Annotated in this window: 14 protein-coding genes and 1 pseudogene; 10 read left to right on the forward strand and 5 right to left on the reverse strand. The window is 62.4% G+C overall.

Annotated elements, in window-relative coordinates:
- The first annotated feature begins 137 nt into the window (after positions 1-137).
- On the forward strand, positions 138-1,043 hold the full coding sequence (locus tag CRP40_RS09630; protein ID WP_027914669.1) for an AraC family transcriptional regulator: 906 nt from the start codon (positions 138-140) through the stop codon (positions 1,041-1,043).
- On the opposite strand, the gene thpR is transcribed toward CRP40_RS09630, so the two are convergent.
- Positions 1,032-1,613 (reverse strand): RNA 2',3'-cyclic phosphodiesterase, encoded by a 582-nt coding sequence (thpR, locus tag CRP40_RS09635; RefSeq protein ID WP_042139309.1) that lies wholly within the window; start codon positions 1,611-1,613, stop codon positions 1,032-1,034. The two genes, CRP40_RS09630 and thpR, sit on opposite strands and share 12 nt — an antisense overlap.
- 157 nt (positions 1,614-1,770) lie before the next feature.
- Here thpR and lpxO point away from each other — a divergent pair, with 157 nt between their 5' ends.
- The 6 genes and pseudogenes from lpxO to CRP40_RS09665 all read left to right on the forward strand — a co-directional run bounded on the left by lpxO (position 1,771) and on the right by CRP40_RS09665 (position 7,514).
- The gene (gene lpxO, locus CRP40_RS09640; protein WP_027914668.1) at positions 1,771-2,670 is read left to right on the forward strand and encodes a lipid A hydroxylase LpxO; all 900 of its coding nucleotides are present in this window, start codon (positions 1,771-1,773) and stop codon (positions 2,668-2,670) included.
- Positions 2,671-2,678: 8 nt separating this feature from the next.
- A complete protein-coding gene (locus CRP40_RS09645) occupies positions 2,679-3,248 on the forward strand; it encodes an N-acetyltransferase (RefSeq protein WP_027914667.1) in 570 nt (189 codons plus the stop codon).
- 143 nt (positions 3,249-3,391) lie between these two features.
- A complete protein-coding gene (locus tag CRP40_RS09650) occupies positions 3,392-4,558 on the forward strand; it encodes a DUF1624 domain-containing protein (RefSeq protein ID WP_042139336.1) in 1,167 nt (388 codons plus the stop codon).
- 148 nt (positions 4,559-4,706) lie between these two features.
- On the forward strand, positions 4,707-5,717 hold the full coding sequence (locus CRP40_RS09655; RefSeq protein WP_027914665.1) for an ABC transporter substrate-binding protein: 1,011 nt from the start codon (positions 4,707-4,709) through the stop codon (positions 5,715-5,717).
- A pseudogene (locus CRP40_RS09660) lies at positions 5,714-6,729 on the forward strand (iron ABC transporter permease). Before CRP40_RS09655 ends, CRP40_RS09660 begins: the two are co-directional and overlap by 4 nt.
- 5 nt (positions 6,730-6,734) lie before the next feature.
- Positions 6,735-7,514 (forward strand): ABC transporter ATP-binding protein, encoded by a 780-nt coding sequence (locus tag CRP40_RS09665; RefSeq protein WP_033736756.1) that lies wholly within the window; start codon positions 6,735-6,737, stop codon positions 7,512-7,514.
- Between the two features lie 105 nt (positions 7,515-7,619).
- On the opposite strand, the gene CRP40_RS09670 is transcribed toward CRP40_RS09665, so the two are convergent.
- Both CRP40_RS09670 and CRP40_RS09675 read right to left on the reverse strand, forming a co-directional pair.
- A complete protein-coding gene (locus tag CRP40_RS09670) occupies positions 7,620-7,940 on the reverse strand; it encodes a hypothetical protein (protein WP_027914663.1) in 321 nt (106 codons plus the stop codon).
- A 122-nt stretch (positions 7,941-8,062) separates the two neighbouring features.
- Positions 8,063-8,560, reverse strand: coding sequence for a GNAT family N-acetyltransferase (locus CRP40_RS09675; RefSeq protein ID WP_027914662.1), 498 nt, complete (start codon positions 8,558-8,560; stop codon positions 8,063-8,065).
- Between the two features lie 127 nt (positions 8,561-8,687).
- Between CRP40_RS09675 and CRP40_RS09680 the strand changes: the two genes are divergently transcribed.
- From CRP40_RS09680 to CRP40_RS09690, 3 genes are all read left to right on the forward strand, one after another.
- Entirely contained in the window at positions 8,688-9,167 is a 480-nt protein-coding gene (locus CRP40_RS09680; protein WP_027914661.1) for a hypothetical protein, read from the forward strand.
- Positions 9,168-9,241: 74 nt separating this feature from the next.
- On the forward strand, positions 9,242-10,807 hold the full coding sequence (locus tag CRP40_RS09685; protein WP_027914660.1) for a sensor domain-containing diguanylate cyclase: 1,566 nt from the start codon (positions 9,242-9,244) through the stop codon (positions 10,805-10,807).
- Between the two features lie 158 nt (positions 10,808-10,965).
- Positions 10,966-12,303 (forward strand): MFS transporter, encoded by a 1,338-nt coding sequence (locus tag CRP40_RS09690; RefSeq protein WP_027914659.1) that lies wholly within the window; start codon positions 10,966-10,968, stop codon positions 12,301-12,303.
- 67 nt (positions 12,304-12,370) lie between these two features.
- On the opposite strand, the gene CRP40_RS09695 is transcribed toward CRP40_RS09690, so the two are convergent.
- Both CRP40_RS09695 and CRP40_RS09700 read right to left on the reverse strand, forming a co-directional pair.
- Positions 12,371-12,922, reverse strand: a complete 552-nt coding sequence (locus tag CRP40_RS09695) for a DUF4174 domain-containing protein (protein WP_027914658.1) — start codon at positions 12,920-12,922, stop codon at positions 12,371-12,373.
- A gap of 209 nt (positions 12,923-13,131) precedes the next feature.
- Complete coding sequence (locus CRP40_RS09700) at positions 13,132-17,610, reverse strand: NEL-type E3 ubiquitin ligase domain-containing protein (protein ID WP_027914657.1); 4,479 nt, start codon at positions 17,608-17,610, stop codon at positions 13,132-13,134.
- Positions 17,611-17,616 lie beyond the last annotated feature (6 nt).

The raw sequence follows: 17,616 nt of genomic DNA on the forward strand, positions 1-17,616 counted from the left end.
TTGTTCCTAGAGAGGGACATTGCCCACCGCAGATTCTCCGGAAGCCTTGCCTGATTCTCCGAAGCTGCTGGTGAAGACCACGCGCGGCGGGCATAATTCGACTCCCCATGCTGTCCGATTCTCTGCCCCGGTGCTCCATGCAACTGACCCGTCACGTAGACGCCAATGCCCCGCTTTGCACGCTCATACGTCGCCTGGCACTACGCCCAGGGTTCGTGTCCACCCATCTGCCCCAGGTACAAGTGCTGAGCTGGGACCACTACGTGGCCAGCAGCCCGCAGATCTACGAGCCGAGCCTGATGATCCTGGCCCAGGGCAGCAAGCTGGCCCGCCTGGGGCCCCGCACGCTCGAGTACGGCGCCGGGCATTACCTAGTGCAGGCGCTGTCGGTCCCTTTCATGTGCGAGACCTTCGCCACGCCCGATGTGCCCTTGCTGGGCGTGGCAGTCGCGATCGACCGCGCCACGCTGAGCGAACTGGTGCAGAGCACCGGCCTTGCCACGGATGGCCCGGTACAGGCTCAGACGCCCCAGTCGATGACCTCGGCCGCCCTCGACGCGCCCATGCGCGAGCGGGTCGAGCGATTGCTGGAGTGCCTGCAAGACCCTGTGGACGCCAAGGTGCTGGGGCCGGCCCGGGTACGCGAAGTGCTGTACGCCGCTTTGCGTGGCCCACAGGCCGGGGTACTGAGAGCGTTGGTCGAGCAGCAGGGCCATTTCGCCCGCATTGGTGCTGCATTAGCCCACCTGCGCGAGCACTACAGCGAGCCCCTGAGCGTCGAGGCTCTGGCTGGGCGAGCGAACATGAGCGTCTCCACCTTCCACGAGCATTTCAAACGCTGCACGGACATGGCGCCTATGCAGTACCTCAAGCGCCTGAGGCTGCTGAAGGCACAGCAGATGCTGATCGGCGAAGGAATGGGCGTGGCACAGGTCGCCCATCGGGTGGGCTACCAGAGCACGTCGCAGTTCAGCCGCGAGTACAAACGCCAGTTCGAACGCAGCCCCGGCGAAGAATTGCCCTATCAGAGCCTACCGGTGTGAGCCCGGCGGGCTCAAGAATGCGCCCCCATCCCCTAGTGCCCAGCGCGCCAGTGCCTGGTAAGCGCCCTTTCGGGACTCGTAAAGTACACATTCCCGGGCGCTGACAAAGAACTCCGGTGGCGAGCTGGCTTCAGGGGGCTGCCCGTGAAACTCGCGAGACAGCGTCAAGTGCGGGCGAAAGCTGCGGTCTGCCACGGCGATCCCCAGGGGCAGCAGCGCCTGTTGCAGCCCATAGACCAGTTGAAGAAGCGCCGCAGGCGTATGCTGCGCCTCAAGCACCAAGGCACCGGCCTTCTGCCACACCTGCAAGCGATCGAGCACCAGCCTCGGCGCCTTGTCGGGCAGCACCAATTGGTCGACGGCAGCGCACACAGACGGCACCTGAGCCGCGTCGACATTGCCCAAGAAGGCCAGGGTGACATGGAAGTTGGCGGCTGGCACCGGCTTGCCGCTGCGCAGCGCCAGGCTGCGCCGCCACTGGGAGACATCGCGGCGCTGGGCATCACTGACCGGCAGGGCGAAAAACAGCCGCTTGAAGGGGCTGGCGCTGGAGCGTGTGTCCTGAACCATAAGATCTCCTGAAGGTGAAACCAGGGTCGCGGACTGTGCAACGCGACACCGAATCGGCCGGACAGTTTCGTAACAATCAGTACAAACTGCTGCGACGATTGTTTATGCTGGCGGGCTTATGCCATGCGCATGGCCATTTTTCGACAAGTAAACGTCCATGAAAATTGCACTCGTTCTGCTCTTCGTCTTCTCGATCGCCTACGTTCACCTGCGCGGTCGGGTACGTCACAAGCTGACTCGCCAGCTGGGTGACCATTCCAGTTTCCTGGCCCCGGTCAACAGTTTCCTTTACTTGTTCTCGAAACATCCAGCCAAGCCCTACCTGCCGGTTGAAGCCTTCCCCGAGCTACAACCGCTGCAGGAACACTGGCAGGAGATCCGTGAGGAAGCCCAGCGTTTACTCCAGGTGGGTGAAATCAAGAAGTCCGATAATTACGACGATGTTGGCTTCAACTCGTTCTTCAAAACCGGCTGGAAGCGGTTTTACCTCAAGTGGTACGGCGAGAGTCATCCGTCGGCCATGACCCTGTGCCCACGCACCACACAACTGCTGCAAGGCATCGGCACCGTCAAGGCCGCCATGTTCGCCACCCTGCCCCCTGGGGCCAAGCTGGTTCGGCACCGCGATCCCTATGCTGGCTCCTACCGCTATCACCTGGGCCTGGACACTCCCAACGACGACGGCTGCTACATCGACGTCGATGGCGAGAAATATTCGTGGCGCGATGGCCAGGGCGTGGTGTTCGACGAAACCTACATCCACTATGCGGCTAACACCACCGAGCACAATCGCATCATTCTGTTCTGCGATGTGGAGCGCCCCCTCAAGTACCGCTGGGCCACGGCGTTCAATCGCTGGTTCAGCCGCAACGTCATGGCCGCTGCCGCTGCACCCAACGATGCGGGGGACAAGACCGGCGCCATCAATCGCCTGTTCACCCGTATCTATCGCATCCGCGAACGGGGCAAGGCGCTGAAGAAGCGTAATCGCATGCGTTACTACCTCGAGAAATGGGCAGTGGTCGCCGCGTTGGTGCTGGTGTTCATCTACATCTGAGGCTGCACATGATCAATATCCGCCCCATGACGCCAGACGACTTCGAGCGCTTCTGGCCTACGCTACAGGCGGTGGTTCAGGCGCGGGAAACCTACGCCCTTGACCCCGACATGACTTTTGAGCAGGCCCGGCATCTGTGGCTCGAGCTGCCCCGGCACACACTGGTGGCCGAAGCCCAGGGCGAGCTCCTGGGCTCCTACTACCTCAAGGCCAATGCCGGCGGACCAGGCAGCCACGTGGGTAATTGCGGCTACATGGTGACCGAGCAGGCACGTGGCCGAGGCGTGGCGCGCCTGATGTGCGAGCACTCACAGAAGCTGGCTCGCCAGGAAGGCTTTCTGGCGCTGCAATTCAATTCGGTGGTTGCCAGCAACGAGGTGGCGATCGCCTTGTGGCACAAGCTGGGCTTCGAAACCGTCGGCCGCTTGCCCAAGGCCTATCGGCATGCGCATCTGGGGTTGGTGGATTGCCTTGTCATGTACAAATGGCTGGCTGATGAGCCAGTCACGGAAAAGCCTGCGCTGCTCATTGGGCGCAAGAACATCGAAGCGCGCGTAGCGCGTCGCAAGGGTCGGTAGGCAGTACAGGCGCAGGGGCGTTAGGGCCGGATGCGTGCAACGGCCCTGGGCGATACGAGCGAGGTGCGCATGCCAAGGACAGCCTTGCTCAGCGCATGAGTTATAAGATAACGTTGCGATCTTCGTTTTGATACGTGATGTCCATGCCCCCTGCAATCCTGCCAACGCCCCTCTCCCATCAACGCCTGCAGAGCATCGACGCCCTTCGCGGTTTCGTCATGCTGATCATGCTGCTGGACCACGTCCGCGAAACGTTTTTCATGCAGCATCAGGTCAGTGACCCGATGGCAGTGGAAACCACCGACCCGGCGTTGTTCGTCAGTCGCACCCTCGCCCACCTGTGCGCGCCCGTCTTCGTGCTGCTTACCGGCTTGTCTGCCTGGCTTTATGGCGAAAAGCGGCAGAGTCGCAGGGAAGTCTCGTCATTCCTGTTCAAGCGCGGGCTGTTTCTGGTAGTGCTGGAGCTCACCCTAGTGAACGTTGCCTGGACATTCCAGGTGCCGCCGACTGTGATCTACCTGCAAGTGATCTGGGCCATCGGTATCAGCATGATGGCGCTGTCAGCTTTGATATGGCTGCCCCGGGCTGGCCTGCTCGCTGTTGGGCTGGCCATCATCGCCGGGCACAACCTGCTTGACGGCGTACACTTCGACGCCACATCCCCTTGGCATGTGCCGTGGGCCATCGCGCATGACCGTACCTGGCTCGACATCAGCGCCACACTGCGTCTGCGCACATCCTACCCGGTACTGCCCTGGCTCGGCGTCATCGCCGTTGGCTACTGGCTGGGCCCTTGGTTGCACAGCGCCTGCACGCCGGCACTGCGTCAACGACGCCTGCTACAGGCTGGGTGCGGCGCACTCCTGGGCTTTGTCGCGCTACGCGTGATCAACGGCTATGGCGAAGCGCACTGGAGCATTCACCCTGCGCTGACGCAGACGCTGATGAGTTTCTTCAACATCACCAAGTACCCTCCATCACTGCTGTTCCTGATGTTGACCTTGGGCGTTGGGCTGCTGTTGCTGCGCGCATTCGAGCGCGCCGGGCACCCGCGCTGGATCGCAGTGCTGGCGATGTTTGGCGCAGCCCCGATGTTTTTCTATCTCCTGCACCTGTACGTGCTCAAACTGCTGTACCTGAGCGCAGTGGGCGTGTGGGGCGCCAACCAGGGCGCCTACTTCGGTTTCGAGACCATTGCCGCAGTCTGGCTGACGTCGGCCCTGCTACCGCTGATGCTCTACCCACCTGTGCGCTGGTTCGCCCGGTTGAAGGCGCGCAGGCGTGACTTGGCGTGGCTGAAGTATTTCTAGGCGCTAAATCAGCCCCTTAAAGCGTTTCACCCGGCGGCGCGATGGTCTACCATGCGTGCCCCCCGGTTTCCACCGCTCAAATCAATAGTGAATCCCGCGTTCGTCTTGCGCGAGCCACCGGGAACTGCCCAACAGGAGATCGTCCTGCATGCTGCCCCGTTTCGCCACCCTGCTCGCTGGCCTTGGCATTGCCGGCTTGGCTCAGGGTGCACCTACCGCGTATCCGCTGACGGTCGACAACTGCGGCAAACCCCAGGTGTTCGCCCAAGCCCCCCAACGCGTGGTGACGATTGGCCAGGCAGGCACCGAAATGCTGTATGCGCTGGGCTTGGCCCCCCGGCTGGCCGCGTCATCGCTTTGGTTCAATGACGTATTGCCCGATTACCAGGCGCAGGACGCCAAGGTCCCTCGGCTTGCCGACAACGAGCCCAGCTTCGAGGCGGTAGTGGGCAAGCGCCCGCAGCTGGTGACGGCCCAGTTCGAGTGGATGGTGGGGGACCAGGGTGCGGTGGGTACGCGCGAGCAATTCAATGAGCTGGGCATCGCCACCTATGTGCTGCCGTCGGATTGCGAAGGCAAGGACAACCGGGTGGGCGCCGACGGCACGCGGCTGCAAGCCTTCCAGGTCGAAAGCATCTACAAGAGTGTCAGTGAATTGGCCAGCGTCTTCGATGTGCAGGCTCGTGGCGCCGCCCTCAACGACGAGCTCAAGGGCCGCCTGGCCCATGCCCAGGCGCAGCTGGCAGGCGTTGACCTGTCCACTATCTCGGCGCTGTTCTGGTTCTCCAGCGCCGATCTGGCCACCGACCCGTACGTGGCAGGCCGCCAGGGCGTTGCGGACTTCATGTTGCGTGCCCTTGGCGTGCGCAACGTGGTGAGCTCCACCGAGGAGTGGCCAACCGTGAGCTGGGAGACATTGGCCAAGGCCAACCCGACCTGGCTGATCATTGCACGCATGGACCGCCGCCGTTTTCCGGCCGACGACTACCAGAAAAAACTCGATTTTCTGCGCAATGACCCTGTGACGCAGCACATGGACGCCGTCAAGCATGGGCGTATCATCGTGCTCGATGCCGAGGCGATGCAGGCGGGCATTCGTTTGTTCCGCGGCGTGCAGACGCTGGCCACGGCCTTCTCCACCGGCGTCGCAGCGCAGTGATCAAGCGTCTGGGGCTGACCTGCGCCGCACTGGCGGCCCTGCTGGGCGCGCTGTTGGCGGGCACTTCAATCGGTGAAAACCCGCTGTCATTGGGCCTGGTCGGCCAGGTACTGGCCAACCATGCTTGGCAGGCGGGCTACCCGGTCGACCCCATCGACGCCGGTGTCGTGTGGAACTACCGGCTGACCCGCAGCCTTGTCGCGGCGGCCTGCGGCGCAGGGCTGGCCACCTGCGGCGTGATCCTCCAGGCGTTGCTGCGCAATCCGCTGGCCGAGCCCTATCTGCTGGGCCTGTCGGCAGGCGCCTCAACAGGTGCAGTGCTGGTCGGGCTGCTGGGCCTGGGCAGCATGACGCTGAGCATGTCAGCCGGGGCTTTCATCGGTGCCCTGGCCGCCTTCGCACTGGTGCTGCTACTGGCGCGCGCCGCGAGCCCGGGCGGCATTGGCGCTCACATCATCCTGGCTGGGGTTGCCGGTTCACAGTTGTTCAATGCCGTGACGGCGCTTCTTATTACCAAGTCGGCCACAGCCGAACAGGCCCGCGGCATTCTGTTCTGGCTGCTGGGCAATCTCAGCGGCGTGCGCTGGCCTTCGGTCTGGCTGGCCGTACCAGTTGCCCTATTGGGCCTTCTGGTTTGCCTGTGGCAACGCCGAGCGCTGGACGCTTTCACCTTCGGCGCCGACTCGGCAGCCTCCTTGGGGGTTGCGGTACGGCGCACTCAACTGCTGCTGATCAGCTGTGCAGCCCTGGTGACCGCCGTCATGGTCTCGATCGTCGGCGCGATCGGTTTCGTGGGCCTGGTCATTCCCCATGCGCTACGCCTGCTGCTCGGGCCCGGTCATGACCGCCTGCTGCCGGCCAGTGCCCTGGGCGGGGCGCTGTTCTTGATCACCGCGGACATCCTGTCGAGGACGCTGATCGCCGGGCAGGTCATCCCCGTGGGGGTGGTCACGGCCCTGATCGGTGCCCAGTGTTCGCAGTTATCCTGGTGGCCCGTAGGGGGCGCGCGTGACCGCCATGGCGCCCATGCAGCTCGCCCCAGTGGGCTGCCAGGGCATCAGCCTGCACCTGGGGGGCCGCCCGGTGCTCGACGGGATCGACCTGACGGTGCACGTCGGCGAGACCCTGGCCATCGTCGGGCCAAATGGCTCGGGAAAGTCGTCGCTGCTCAAGGTGCTGGCAGGCCTGCGTAAGCCGGCCACTGGCACCGTGCAACTGCTGGGCAAGTCGCTCTCGCGCCTGCCTCGCCGAGCGGTGGCAAGGTCATTGGCACTGGTCGAGCAGCATGCTGACACGCTCGATGCCATTCGAGTCTTCGACGCTGTGGCGTTGGGCCGTATCCCCTGGTTATCGGCCTTGGCGCCGTTCGGTGAGGACGACAAGGCCATCGTCGAGCATGCGCTGACTGATGTGGATGCACTGCATTTGCGCAGCCGCCTGTGGGGGTCGTTGTCCGGTGGCGAGCGCCAGCGCGTTCACATCGCTCGGGCCTTGGCGCAACGCCCCGCAGTGCTATTGCTGGACGAGCCGACCAACCACCTCGACATCCAGCATCAACTGGGCCTGTTGCAGCAGGTGCAAGCATTGCCGGTCACGACCTTGGTGGCCTTGCATGACCTCAATCAGGCATTGACCTGCGACCGTGTGGCGGTATTGAACAACGGGCGACTGGTCGCACTGGGCAAACCGCTGGATGTGCTCACGCCCGCTTGCTTGCTGAGTACCTTCGGCGTTCACGCACACGTGCTCACCGACCCGCTGGACGGCGCTCAGGTATTGCGCTTTCGCAGCGCGTGAGCGCCTGCGTATCACGCGCCACATCGTGAACATCGAGTAGGCCGACGGTAGTGCGTGTTGAATACGGGCGGCGACAGCGAGGCCGCCGCGCGCCCCTGTCAGCGGTCAGTGAACGGTATCGGCCGCCGTGCGGCACCATTGCGCCCGCTCCTGGCCAGTGAGCGAGCCAGACAGTTCGATGAACGTGGCTTCCAACTCCGGTTCGACGTGGCCGGCCACCTTGATGCGACTCAACAGGTATTGCCTGACCGTCCTGGGCCACCTGCCCTCTCGGTGCGCGGCATTGATGATGCAGGCGGCATCCTGGCGGGTGGCGCCACGCCAGATGTCCATCAGGCGGTTCTGGAAATCGTCGAACGACCAACCGTCTGTGCGAACCTCGAATTCATCCAGCAGTTTCAGTTTGTACAGGGCCATGTGCGGCATTGTCACTCTCCCTCTGCGGCTGTGAAAAGTCCGTGCACGAGGAAGCAAACCATCACCTGCCTTGTAAGAAAATGAACGCGTGGTCCATCACACCTGCGTCAATGTAGGACATGTCCGAGCGCCTAACGCAGCCGCAGGTCCATGTGGGTCGTCTGCCAGATCGGGTCGTCCTCAACGTCTAGCAGGGTGAAGCCCTGCCGCTCCCAGAAGCTGACGGCGCCCGGCAGAAATGGGTGGGTGTGCAGGTAAAAACGGTCGATTTCATCGATTGCCGCCTGTGCTTTCAAGGCCCCGAACAAGCGTGCCGCCACGCCAAGCCGGCGATAGGCAGGCAACACGAACAGGCGCACGACCTCGGCCACACGCTGGTCACCGTAGTCGAACTGCGCAAAGCGGTTGTCGTAGGGCAGGTAGCCGATCACGCCCACCAGGTCTGCGCCCGCCCGTGCTTCGAGGAAGGCGCCGGCGCCTTGCAGATAGACATCATCAAACTGTGCAAGGTCGGGAGGTAAAGGCGCTTTGGCAAGCATCGGGAACAAGTCCCGTCGCGCGGCCTCGACAAAGGCCACGACCTCGTCACGGCTTTCGGGGGTCACGGGGCGCAGGGTAAGTTCAGGCATGGGGCAACCGTTGCAGTCAAAGGCCTGGTTCTACCGCAGCCAGCCCGGCAAGGCAAATGCAACGCTCGTCCCGGACGTGCGCGCACCCGTATAATCGCCCTACCCCACAGCCCATTCAGGCCAAGCCATGCCTCGCTTCCCGAAGTTGCTGCTCATGTTTGCGCTCACCGCCGCGGTCACGGCGTGCGACCAGAAACCCTCGCGAGAAGAACAGATCGTTGCCCAGTTGCCGCTGCAGGAGGCTTATGACCACAACATTCAGCGCATGGCCGTGCTCCTTGCGGGCAAGCACCCTGACGTGAGCCAGACCCGTATCGAACAGGTCCTGCGTCGGCACCTGACGGTTGACGACCAGCGTCAGGACCTGTTCCGCTTGTACAGCGAACAGAACTTCACCGATGCCGAATTCGCCAGTATCGTCGGCGCCTTGCAGGACCCCGCCAAGGCCCGCGCCTTGGAAAAGACACCGCAAGGCAAGCGGTTGAGTGAAAAACTCACGGCACTGATGCAGCAAACCGCCGCAGATGCCAAGGTACAGGCGGTGGCTGAACAGCGCATGCAGGACGTGGAGGCTGAACTCAAGGCGCTTGAAAAAAACGCCCCCTGAGTGACACTCGCGCTACGCGACTGCCAATGAGCATTCCTTGCCATTCGCCGCATTTGATGATTCCGAGGTCAGGATTGCCTAACACCAAGCATGGATTGCGACTGGACCTGCGCAGGCTCATTCTGGTGCTCTGCGCACTCACCGCACTGGTGATGCTGTGCGCCAGCTATTTTGCCAGCTACCGCGTCCAGCGGCAGTTGCTGATCAATCACGCACTGGAAGCGAACCGGGTGTACGCCACCAAGTTGGCCACCATCACCGAAACATTCATCGGTAACGCCTTGCAGCAACTGCAGTTCAGCGCAGGTGTACAAGGCCGACAATTGAGTGACGCCGTGGCCTTGCAGGTTGAAACAGACCGCGTGCTGGCGCAGAGCATGGCGTTCAATTCCACGTTCGTGATCGATGCCGACGGCACATTGTTGTCAGTTTCCCCTGCGCCGCTACGGCACCTGGTGGGCGGGCGCATGCGCTCCCCAGGCGTCGACGAAGCGCTGCACCTGCGGCGTGCGCTGGTCTCGACCCCGTACGTCTCTGCCGCCAACAACCTGGTGGTCACGCTCTCGCAGCCGATCATCGACAAGCAAGGCCGTTACCTGGGCTACGTAGGGGGCACCCTCTACCTGCGCGAACGCAATATCCTCAACAGCCTGCTGGGCGAGCATTTCTACAAGGACGGCTCATACCTCTATGTAGTCGACCACCAACGACGCCTGCTCTATCACCCTGATAACCAGCGCGTCGGTACTGTCGTGCAGGGCAATGCCTTGATCGATCAGTTGCCAACACTGCCCAGCGGCACCGTGGCGCTCACCAACAGCCAGAACGTCGAGATGCTCGCAGGCTTCGCCACCGTGCCCAGCGCCCGCTGGGGCGTGGTCGCCCAGCAACCACTGTCACGCACCGTGGCGCCGCTCAATACCCTGGTCCTCAATGTGATAGGTACATCAGCGCCACTGGCGCTGGTCGGCAGCCTGCTGCTCTGGTGGCTGGCATTGGTCATCGCTCGGCCGCTCTGGCAGCTCGCCGCAAGTGCACGGATGATGGACAGCGCCAACACGGCCGAAGACTTGCATCGGGTGCGTGCGTGGTATTTCGAGGCGGCTGAGCTCAAGCGAGCGTTGTTGTTCGGCCTGAACCTGCTGCACGAACGCATTGGCCGCCTGAACCGCGAAGCCCAGACCGACCCCCTGACAGGGCTGATCAATCGCCGCGGGCTGGAATTCAGCCTGTCGTTGCTGGAGGCCGAAGGGCGGCGCTTTTCAGCCATCGTCATGGACGTGGATCATTTCAAACGGATCAACGACGGCCACGGGCACGACACCGGCGATGCCGTGTTGCGACAACTGGCCCATTCGATGCGCCGTTGCTGCCGGGAAGGCGACTTGCTGTGCCGTACTGGCGGGGAGGAATTTCTGATGCTCTTGCCCGGTGCGGATCTAGCTGTGGCAGCCAGTGTGGCCGAGCGCCTGCGCGCGACCATCGGGGACACCCCGGTAGCGCCGGTGGGCGCCCTGACTGTGTCGCTTGGGGTGGCGCACTGGGAGGGCACAGGCGATGCGGCCGGCACGTTGGCCGCGGCTGACAGAGCGCTGTATCTGGCCAAGCAAGGTGGGCGCAATCGCGTTGTCGTGGCCTAAAGCCCCGATCGCCGCGGTCGTTTCTGGCATCCGAAGGTCGTCCTCGACAAAGCGACTCGTAAGCGGGGCCGATCTACTGACAACCATAACTACTGATGGCGCGGCTCGACCGCACCACGCTCGTCATGGCTGCCAATGGAAAATCGGAGAGCACCCGCATGTCCGCACTTCACGAGGTATCCCCTGCCACCCTGCGCAGGGTGATCGCCGCTTCGGCCATCGGCAATTTCGTCGAATGGTTCGATTTCGCCGTTTACGGCTTTCTTGCAACACTCATCGCCAGCCAATTCTTCGCCAGTGGTGACCCGAGCGTCGCCCTGCTCAAGACCTTCGCCGTGTTCGCGGTGGCGTTCGCCCTGCGCCCACTGGGGGGTATCGTGTTCGGCGCCCTGGGAGACCGCCTGGGACGCAAACGTATCCTGTCGCTGACTATCTTGCTGATGGCAGGCTCGACCACCCTCATCGGCCTACTGCCCACGTATGCCAGCATCGGATTGGCAGCCCCCGTGCTCTTGACGCTCGCCCGCTGCCTGCAAGGTTTCTCGGCAGGCGGTGAATATGCGGGGGCCTGTGCTTACCTGATGGAGCATGCACCAAACGACAAGCGCGCGTTCTATGGCAGCTTCGTGCCGGTCTCGACGTTCTCGGCCTTTGCCTGCGCTGCCGTGATCGCCTACGGCCTGGAAGCAAGCCTGACCACAGAAGCCATGGCCACCTGGGGCTGGCGCGTACCCTTTCTGATCGCCGCACCACTGGGCTTGGTCGGTTTGTACCTGCGCTGGCGCATGGAAGAAACGCCAGCCTTCCGTGACGCACTGGCTCAGCGCAAGGAACATGAGCATTCGCCCCTCAAGCAGACCTTGCGCCACCATGGACGAGCGATACGCAACCTGGGCGCGTTCATCTCCCTTACTGCACTGTCGTTCTACATGTTCACCACCTACTTCGCCACCTACCTGCAATTGGTGGGCAACCTGACTCGCGCCCAGTCGCTGCTGGTGACCACTGTCGCGCTGCTGTTCGCCGCCGCTGGCTGCCCGGTTGCCGGCGCTGTGTCGGATCGGATCGGGCGGCGCAAGACCATTGGCTTCACCTGCTTGTGGGTGATGGTGTGCGTGTTCCCAGCCTACTGGCTGGCCAGCTCGGGGGCGATGTTCGGCGCCTTGCTCGGTGTCGTGCTGCTGGCGGTAGGCGCGTTGTCCAGCGGCGTGGTAACCGCTGCCCTGCTATCGGAAAGTTTCCCGACACGTACACGCTATACCGCGTCGGCCATCACCTACAACGTTGCCTACACCCTGTTCGGCGGCACCGCCCCACTGGTCGCGACCTGGCTGATCGGGCAGACAGGCAGCAGTCTGGCGCCAGCTTTCTATCTGGTCGTCATTGCCTTGATAGCGCTAGTGGGCGGGCTGGCGTTGCCGGAAACCTCGCGGATATCGCTGCACGATGACCCATCCCTGGCCGAAACTGGCAGCGCAGGACAATCCACGACCTGAACCGTGAGGGCTGCGCTGGCAGCCCTGCATGGCACCCGGTCTTCCATGAAAGGGCTCGACTAGAGGCTCAGTCTTCCAAGGGCTTGGGCGGTGAGGTGGGCTTGGCGGCCTTGCCCGGCTTGGTTTCCTTGATCTTTTCCTGCACTGCGGTCGCAACCGGCTCGGAAGCCTTGACCGCTTTTTCACTGGCAGGTAGATCGTCCACCGCCTTGATGATGGCCTGGGGATCGAGGACCTCCCCAGTGTCGTCATCCTTGAGCATGTGCCGCTCACCGTCCTTGCCAACGAGGATGACCTTGGTCCCCTTGCTCGCACCAAGCTTGAGCTCGCGGATCAGTGCCATGGTGGTCTGCTGCTCCAGGTTCTTGTCGTCCCGTTTCCCCATCATCTGGGCGACGCTGTACAGCACGACGCTGCGCTCCTTGAAGGCAGCCTGCGTAGCCGGATCCTCCATGGCCTTGGTCACGGCCCTGAGGGTAGGGTCGGCACTGCTGGGGGCGATGATGACCAATGGCCTTGCCTTGCCCAGCTCCTGGGCCAATGGCCCACTACTGTCGGCCGCAAAAGCCGGGCTCACGGCGGCGAGCAGGGCGGCGAGGGTCAATGACCGGACAAGCATGCGCATCTCCTTATTCTCTCGATCAAACAAAGACTACGGACCTTGGAGAAAGATCCGACGCAGGAGCCTAAACCAACCCACCCGGCAAGGCGCAACTCAAAAGTAACTGGAGGTGTCACCCTGCTATGTGGCGCCTTACATGGCTCGTGCATGCCTACGAGCATAGCTCAACACGCTCACCCTGCTCCGGCACGACGGCGCTCCTGTTCCTAGGGTTGAAGGGGCTCGGCCGCGCTGTCCAGCGCCTGACGCGTGATGTCCAGCAGAAGCGCCCGTTCGGCCGCCTGGCGTTGCTGCGAAATTTCTTCCGTCTGCTGTAACACCTGCTGTTCGCTCAGATCAGCAGCCTCTTGCACAGCCTCCAGCCGTGCATGAAAAGGTGCGTTCATCTCGTCGAAACGTTGTGCATGCAAGCGGCGCACGTGACTGCACCAGAATTCCCTGTCCAACAGGGAGTTGGCCAGTTGCTCGCTGGTTTCTGCTTGCAACACGCGCCTGGCTGCTCCTTCGATATGCGTCTCGGTGACCCCGGCCACCGCCCTGAATGACATGCCGCTGGTGAAAATGGGCAAGTCAAGGCGCTCGCGTAGCGCCAGGCGGTAAGCCAGCACCACCTCGATCTCGTCAGGATCGGCACCATCGGCCTGTCGCCAGCGCACGTCGTCCATGGCCACACGCTCGACTTCATCCAAACGCCACAGCTGCCGCCCTAGGTGCAACAGCACCTGCTCTCGTTCACCTTGCTGCGCTTGGACTTCGGCCTGCCAGACCCGCAGGCGCACTTCCAGATCGCTGAAACGCAATGCCACGCTGTCCTGACAGGTCAGTTGCTCAGCGTCGCTGAACATCGCCATCCTCAAGTCGCTCGAATCACGCATGGCCCCCAACAATGTCAGGACTCGGCCGGCAAGATAGCGCGCGCCTGTGCGGTGCTGAAAATCCGCTGTTTCCATCAGGCGTTCGAGCAGACCGAAGAACTCGCCGCTGCCCTCCATGGCCTGCAGGTGTTCCCAGCAGGTGCCCAGTTCCGTGCGCTGGGCCAGGCCGATCGCATCCATCCAGTTCAGCCGCACCAGTACCATCGCTCGATCACGGGCGCGGGTAGCCGCTGTGAGTAACGCTTGCTCCAGCCGTTCGCGCTCAACAGCCGACAGCGGATTACCGCCCAGGTGGACCTCCCCCTCCACCCACAGGCGCGATTCATAGAAGTCTTCAGGCAATGCCGTAAGCAGGTTGTCGCGCAAGTCGACCACTCGCAGCGAAGTGCTCTCGAGCAGTTGGTAAGGCAAGCTGCGCAGGCCGGCGCCTGCTATACGCAACTCGTGCAGGCATGTCAGCCCGCCCACCGAAAAGGGCCTGCCCAACGGGTTGCGTGAGAGATCCAGGTAACGCAAATGGCTGCAGCTACCGAGAATGGTTGCCTGCCCCGCGTCCAGCACCACCTGGTTGTGCGCCAAGTTCAGCGTCCACAGATGTTCCATCTGCAAGAGCGCCTGGGGGATCCGAGAGATCTGGTTATCGGGAAGCTCGAGCGACCGGACACTGGTAAACGCACCCAGAAAGCTTTCAGGCAGGTAGCGGATGCTGGCGTCGCGCAGCGACAGCGAATACACATGATCAAACCGTATCTGGGGCGGCAGCTCCGGTAGACTTTCGGTGTGAATGCCGATCATGTCCCAACGATAGGCAAGAATCAGACTGTCGCCGTGCATGCCCTCATCGAGCACGTGCTGCCAGCAATTGCGCAAGGCTCTTCCCAGCGTCCGGCGACGTTGACGCTCGGCATGACTTGAGCCTTGCCTGGCCCACGTACGCAAATGCATGTTGAGCGTCCGGTACTGATCCTCCAGGCACTGCAGCCGCGCCTCGATGCCTCCTGCTGCCGAACGCGCATCAGTCAGCCACTCGTCGAGTTGATTATCGGTGTAGGTGGGGTACAGGAACCTCAGCCTTCGCAGATAGGGGTTGGGCCTGCGCCCGCCACGTCCACTGAGCACGTAACCCACGCGGCCGTCGGCCAAGCGGGTGGGCAATTGCCAGCGGCCGCGAGTCGCGATGCCCAGGAGCTCAGGCAGCGCTGCCCGGTGAACCTGGGCAAGCGCAGCGACTTCCTGGCGCAAACTTTCGGCGAAAGGCGCATGCAGCCCCATGGTTGTCAGTTGGGCCTGATCGTAGGCATTCACGATGACCTCGAACAGGTCCCCGGGAGGGCAGATTTCCTGCGAAAAGGCGTTTCTTACGCTGAAGCCTTGGGTGTCATGGAACAGCTGTAGCTCGACATCCCCTTCTCCGGCACTGGTCAGTTGCACGCCGTTGAACTGCGCACTCAACAGGCGCCACCGCACATTACCGATGCCTCCAACTCGATAGTCGAGCAATTTCAGGACCAGCTTGGCCAAGTCCGTATCCTGCGACGTCCGCAAGTACAGGCCTTCGAGGGCGCGCTGCACACGAATGTGCGAGCTGCGCTCACGGGCAGCTTCGGCCAGTTGCAATGGCACGCGACCCGTCCGACGCAGACGTTGCAGGTCGACACTGCTCGCATTGGCCAGCAGCGCCTGTGCCGCACTGGGGTACAAGCGTGGGAATACGCACTGCAAAGCCTGGATATCCTGACTGGAAGGAGACATTTGCTGATCAAGCAGGTGCTGCATGACCTCGTACCGTCGTGCATCGAGCTGCGCCGCCAGATCCGAAGAAGACAGGCCCTCGCCACCGGTCAGCTGCACAACCTGCGCAAGCAGCCTCTGATCTTCGATTACAACACCAGTGCGCAACTGCATCAGCAGGTTCTCGGTACGCTGAGCAAGATGCGCACGGCGGCTGGTATCGATCAGCGCTGGCAAGAGGTCGGCGCCGCGAAAATGCAAACCGCGTAGCTGGTCATCGTCGAGCGCGTGAATGGCCATGACCTGCTCGATTCGCGTGTCGTCGAGTTCAGCCATCGGCTCGCCCAGGCGCCTGAACAGGTAATGGCTGGTCGACCAATCCAGGGGAGACTCACTCCACAACCGCCACGCACCTGCACCGTTGTGCTGTAAAAGAGGACCTACACCCTCGCGCGGCACCAGCTGCCACTGCTCGTCCGTCGTGCGTTGCTGCACCGGGTAAGTGTGGCCGTCCATGCGGATCCATGCGCGGCTATCCTGGCGGCTGATCCCCTCATGATCTGCCACCGCTTCAACAGGTGGCGGGGAGCTTCGAAAGGGCGCCAGGTCCTCGGACCACAGGCGCGCGCCCCCATCCTCAACGTTGGACTGGACCAGACCATCTACCCACGTCGAGCGTTTCCACACCTTGGCCAAACCATAACCCGCTCCCGCGGTAACTCCAATCAATGCAACTTGAGCGGCCACATGGGTCATATGGTCCATAGCCTGCTCCGTCTCGCCTTCGTGCCAAGTGTCTACCCCGTGATACACCTCCTTCATCAACTCCCAGGCAGTCACGGCAAGCAATACCAGGCCCAACCCAGGTAGCCAGAAACTGGCCAGCCCCAGCAACGTCCAGCCCTCGACTGCCAGGCGTTTCTCATGCGCGCGCCCGATGGCCCGATCCAACGCGTTGACCGGAGGCGCCAGCGTTGCGGCATCGTCCATTACGTGTGCAACGCGGCTGCGGGCGAGGGTTTCGAACACAGGCTCCGACAAGGCGCTTGCTACCGGGTACAGGTCAGCTGTTGCCCAGATCGGTATGTCTTCATAGAAAGCCGACGCGAGCTGGCTGAAGAATCGTTGGCTATCACGACGTCGAATGAAACGCGCAAAAAACTGCTGATAGGCAGGCTGGCGCAAGCGTGCGTTGAGCACAGCGCGTTCAAAGCGCTCCAGATTATCGGCTGTGCTCCAGGCTCCAAACGGGTCACCCGGGATATACACCAGCACACGCTTGCTCGACGTGTAGAAAGGTGCCAACGATTCGTCCCGCACATCCAGCACCAGAATCTGCTGCAATGGACAATCCATAATCTGCAAGCTTTTAGGAAGCACTCGATTGCCGTGCAGGCGTCCCAGCCTGCCGCTTTGCCACAAATCGACCAACAGTTCGAGCTCGCCGGGAGCGAACACGCCCTGGGCATTGGCTTTGAATGCATCAAGCACCATTTCGTGCCGGTTCAGCTCACCTAGTAGCGCTTGCATGGAGGCCGACGCTAGATGGGCAGACAAGTGTTGTTGATAGAGCCCACCCAGATCCAGTTCCCGGGTCAACTGGGCAAACCGAGCGGCGCTAAGCCTGGGCACCGAGTTACCTGCCGCGTCGAACACGCCAGCCATCGGCGGCAAGACCTGGGGCTGCGTCTGTTCAGCGGTAAAATTTCGCAAGACGGCTTCAAGCAGCGGTATCTGGTAGTAGTGGCGTTCGTACAAGGGCACCCGTATCGGGAAGTAAGTGGCGAGCGGTACCTCGTAAGCATTGCGAAACCACAACTGGTCCACGCCCTGGGTGATACCGAAACGAGCGCTCAGGGATTTTTCCAGCAGGGGCTTGGCGAATGCCTCGACACCTTCGATCAATCCCCACCGCGCGGCCAGACGCTGGCGGCATTTCAGGCTGCTGTTCAGCGCTTGGCCTGCCTGGGCAATGAATGCCTTATCGAGCTTTTTGAGCCAGGCCGGCAAGCGAGCAGCGATCAGGCCATCCTGGCAGGCCTGCTCCGCCAGCTGTTGATCAGTGAGTGCGGTGTCCATCAGTTG

The organism is Pseudomonas sp. URMO17WK12:I9 (assembly GCF_900230165.1).
GTDB classification, from domain to species: Bacteria; Pseudomonadota; Gammaproteobacteria; order Pseudomonadales; family Pseudomonadaceae; genus Aquipseudomonas; species Aquipseudomonas fulva.

What these genes read in the sequence shown, in the direction of transcription:
- CRP40_RS09670 (WP_027914663.1), bottom strand. Translation starts at nt 7,940, where the DNA reads ATGCCGCACATGGCCCTGTACAAACTGAAACTGCTGGATGAATTCGAG.
- CRP40_RS09650 (WP_042139336.1), top strand. Translation starts at nt 3,392, where the DNA reads ATGCCCCCTGCAATCCTGCCAACGCCCCTCTCCCATCAACGCCTGCAG.
- CRP40_RS09665 (WP_033736756.1), top strand. Translation starts at nt 6,735, where the DNA reads ATGGCGCCCATGCAGCTCGCCCCAGTGGGCTGCCAGGGCATCAGCCTG.
- CRP40_RS09690 (WP_027914659.1), top strand. Translation starts at nt 10,966, where the DNA reads ATGTCCGCACTTCACGAGGTATCCCCTGCCACCCTGCGCAGGGTGATC.
- CRP40_RS09655 (WP_027914665.1), top strand. Translation starts at nt 4,707, where the DNA reads ATGCTGCCCCGTTTCGCCACCCTGCTCGCTGGCCTTGGCATTGCCGGC.
- CRP40_RS09675 (WP_027914662.1), bottom strand. Translation starts at nt 8,560, where the DNA reads ATGCCTGAACTTACCCTGCGCCCCGTGACCCCCGAAAGCCGTGACGAG.
- CRP40_RS09630 (WP_027914669.1), top strand. Translation starts at nt 138, where the DNA reads ATGCAACTGACCCGTCACGTAGACGCCAATGCCCCGCTTTGCACGCTC.
- CRP40_RS09695 (WP_027914658.1), bottom strand. Translation starts at nt 12,922, where the DNA reads ATGCTTGTCCGGTCATTGACCCTCGCCGCCCTGCTCGCCGCCGTGAGC.
- CRP40_RS09700 (WP_027914657.1), bottom strand. Translation starts at nt 17,610, where the DNA reads ATGGACACCGCACTCACTGATCAACAGCTGGCGGAGCAGGCCTGCCAG.
- CRP40_RS09645 (WP_027914667.1), top strand. Translation starts at nt 2,679, where the DNA reads ATGATCAATATCCGCCCCATGACGCCAGACGACTTCGAGCGCTTCTGG.
- CRP40_RS09680 (WP_027914661.1), top strand. Translation starts at nt 8,688, where the DNA reads ATGCCTCGCTTCCCGAAGTTGCTGCTCATGTTTGCGCTCACCGCCGCG.
- lpxO (WP_027914668.1), top strand. Translation starts at nt 1,771, where the DNA reads ATGAAAATTGCACTCGTTCTGCTCTTCGTCTTCTCGATCGCCTACGTT.
- thpR (WP_042139309.1), bottom strand. Translation starts at nt 1,613, where the DNA reads ATGGTTCAGGACACACGCTCCAGCGCCAGCCCCTTCAAGCGGCTGTTT.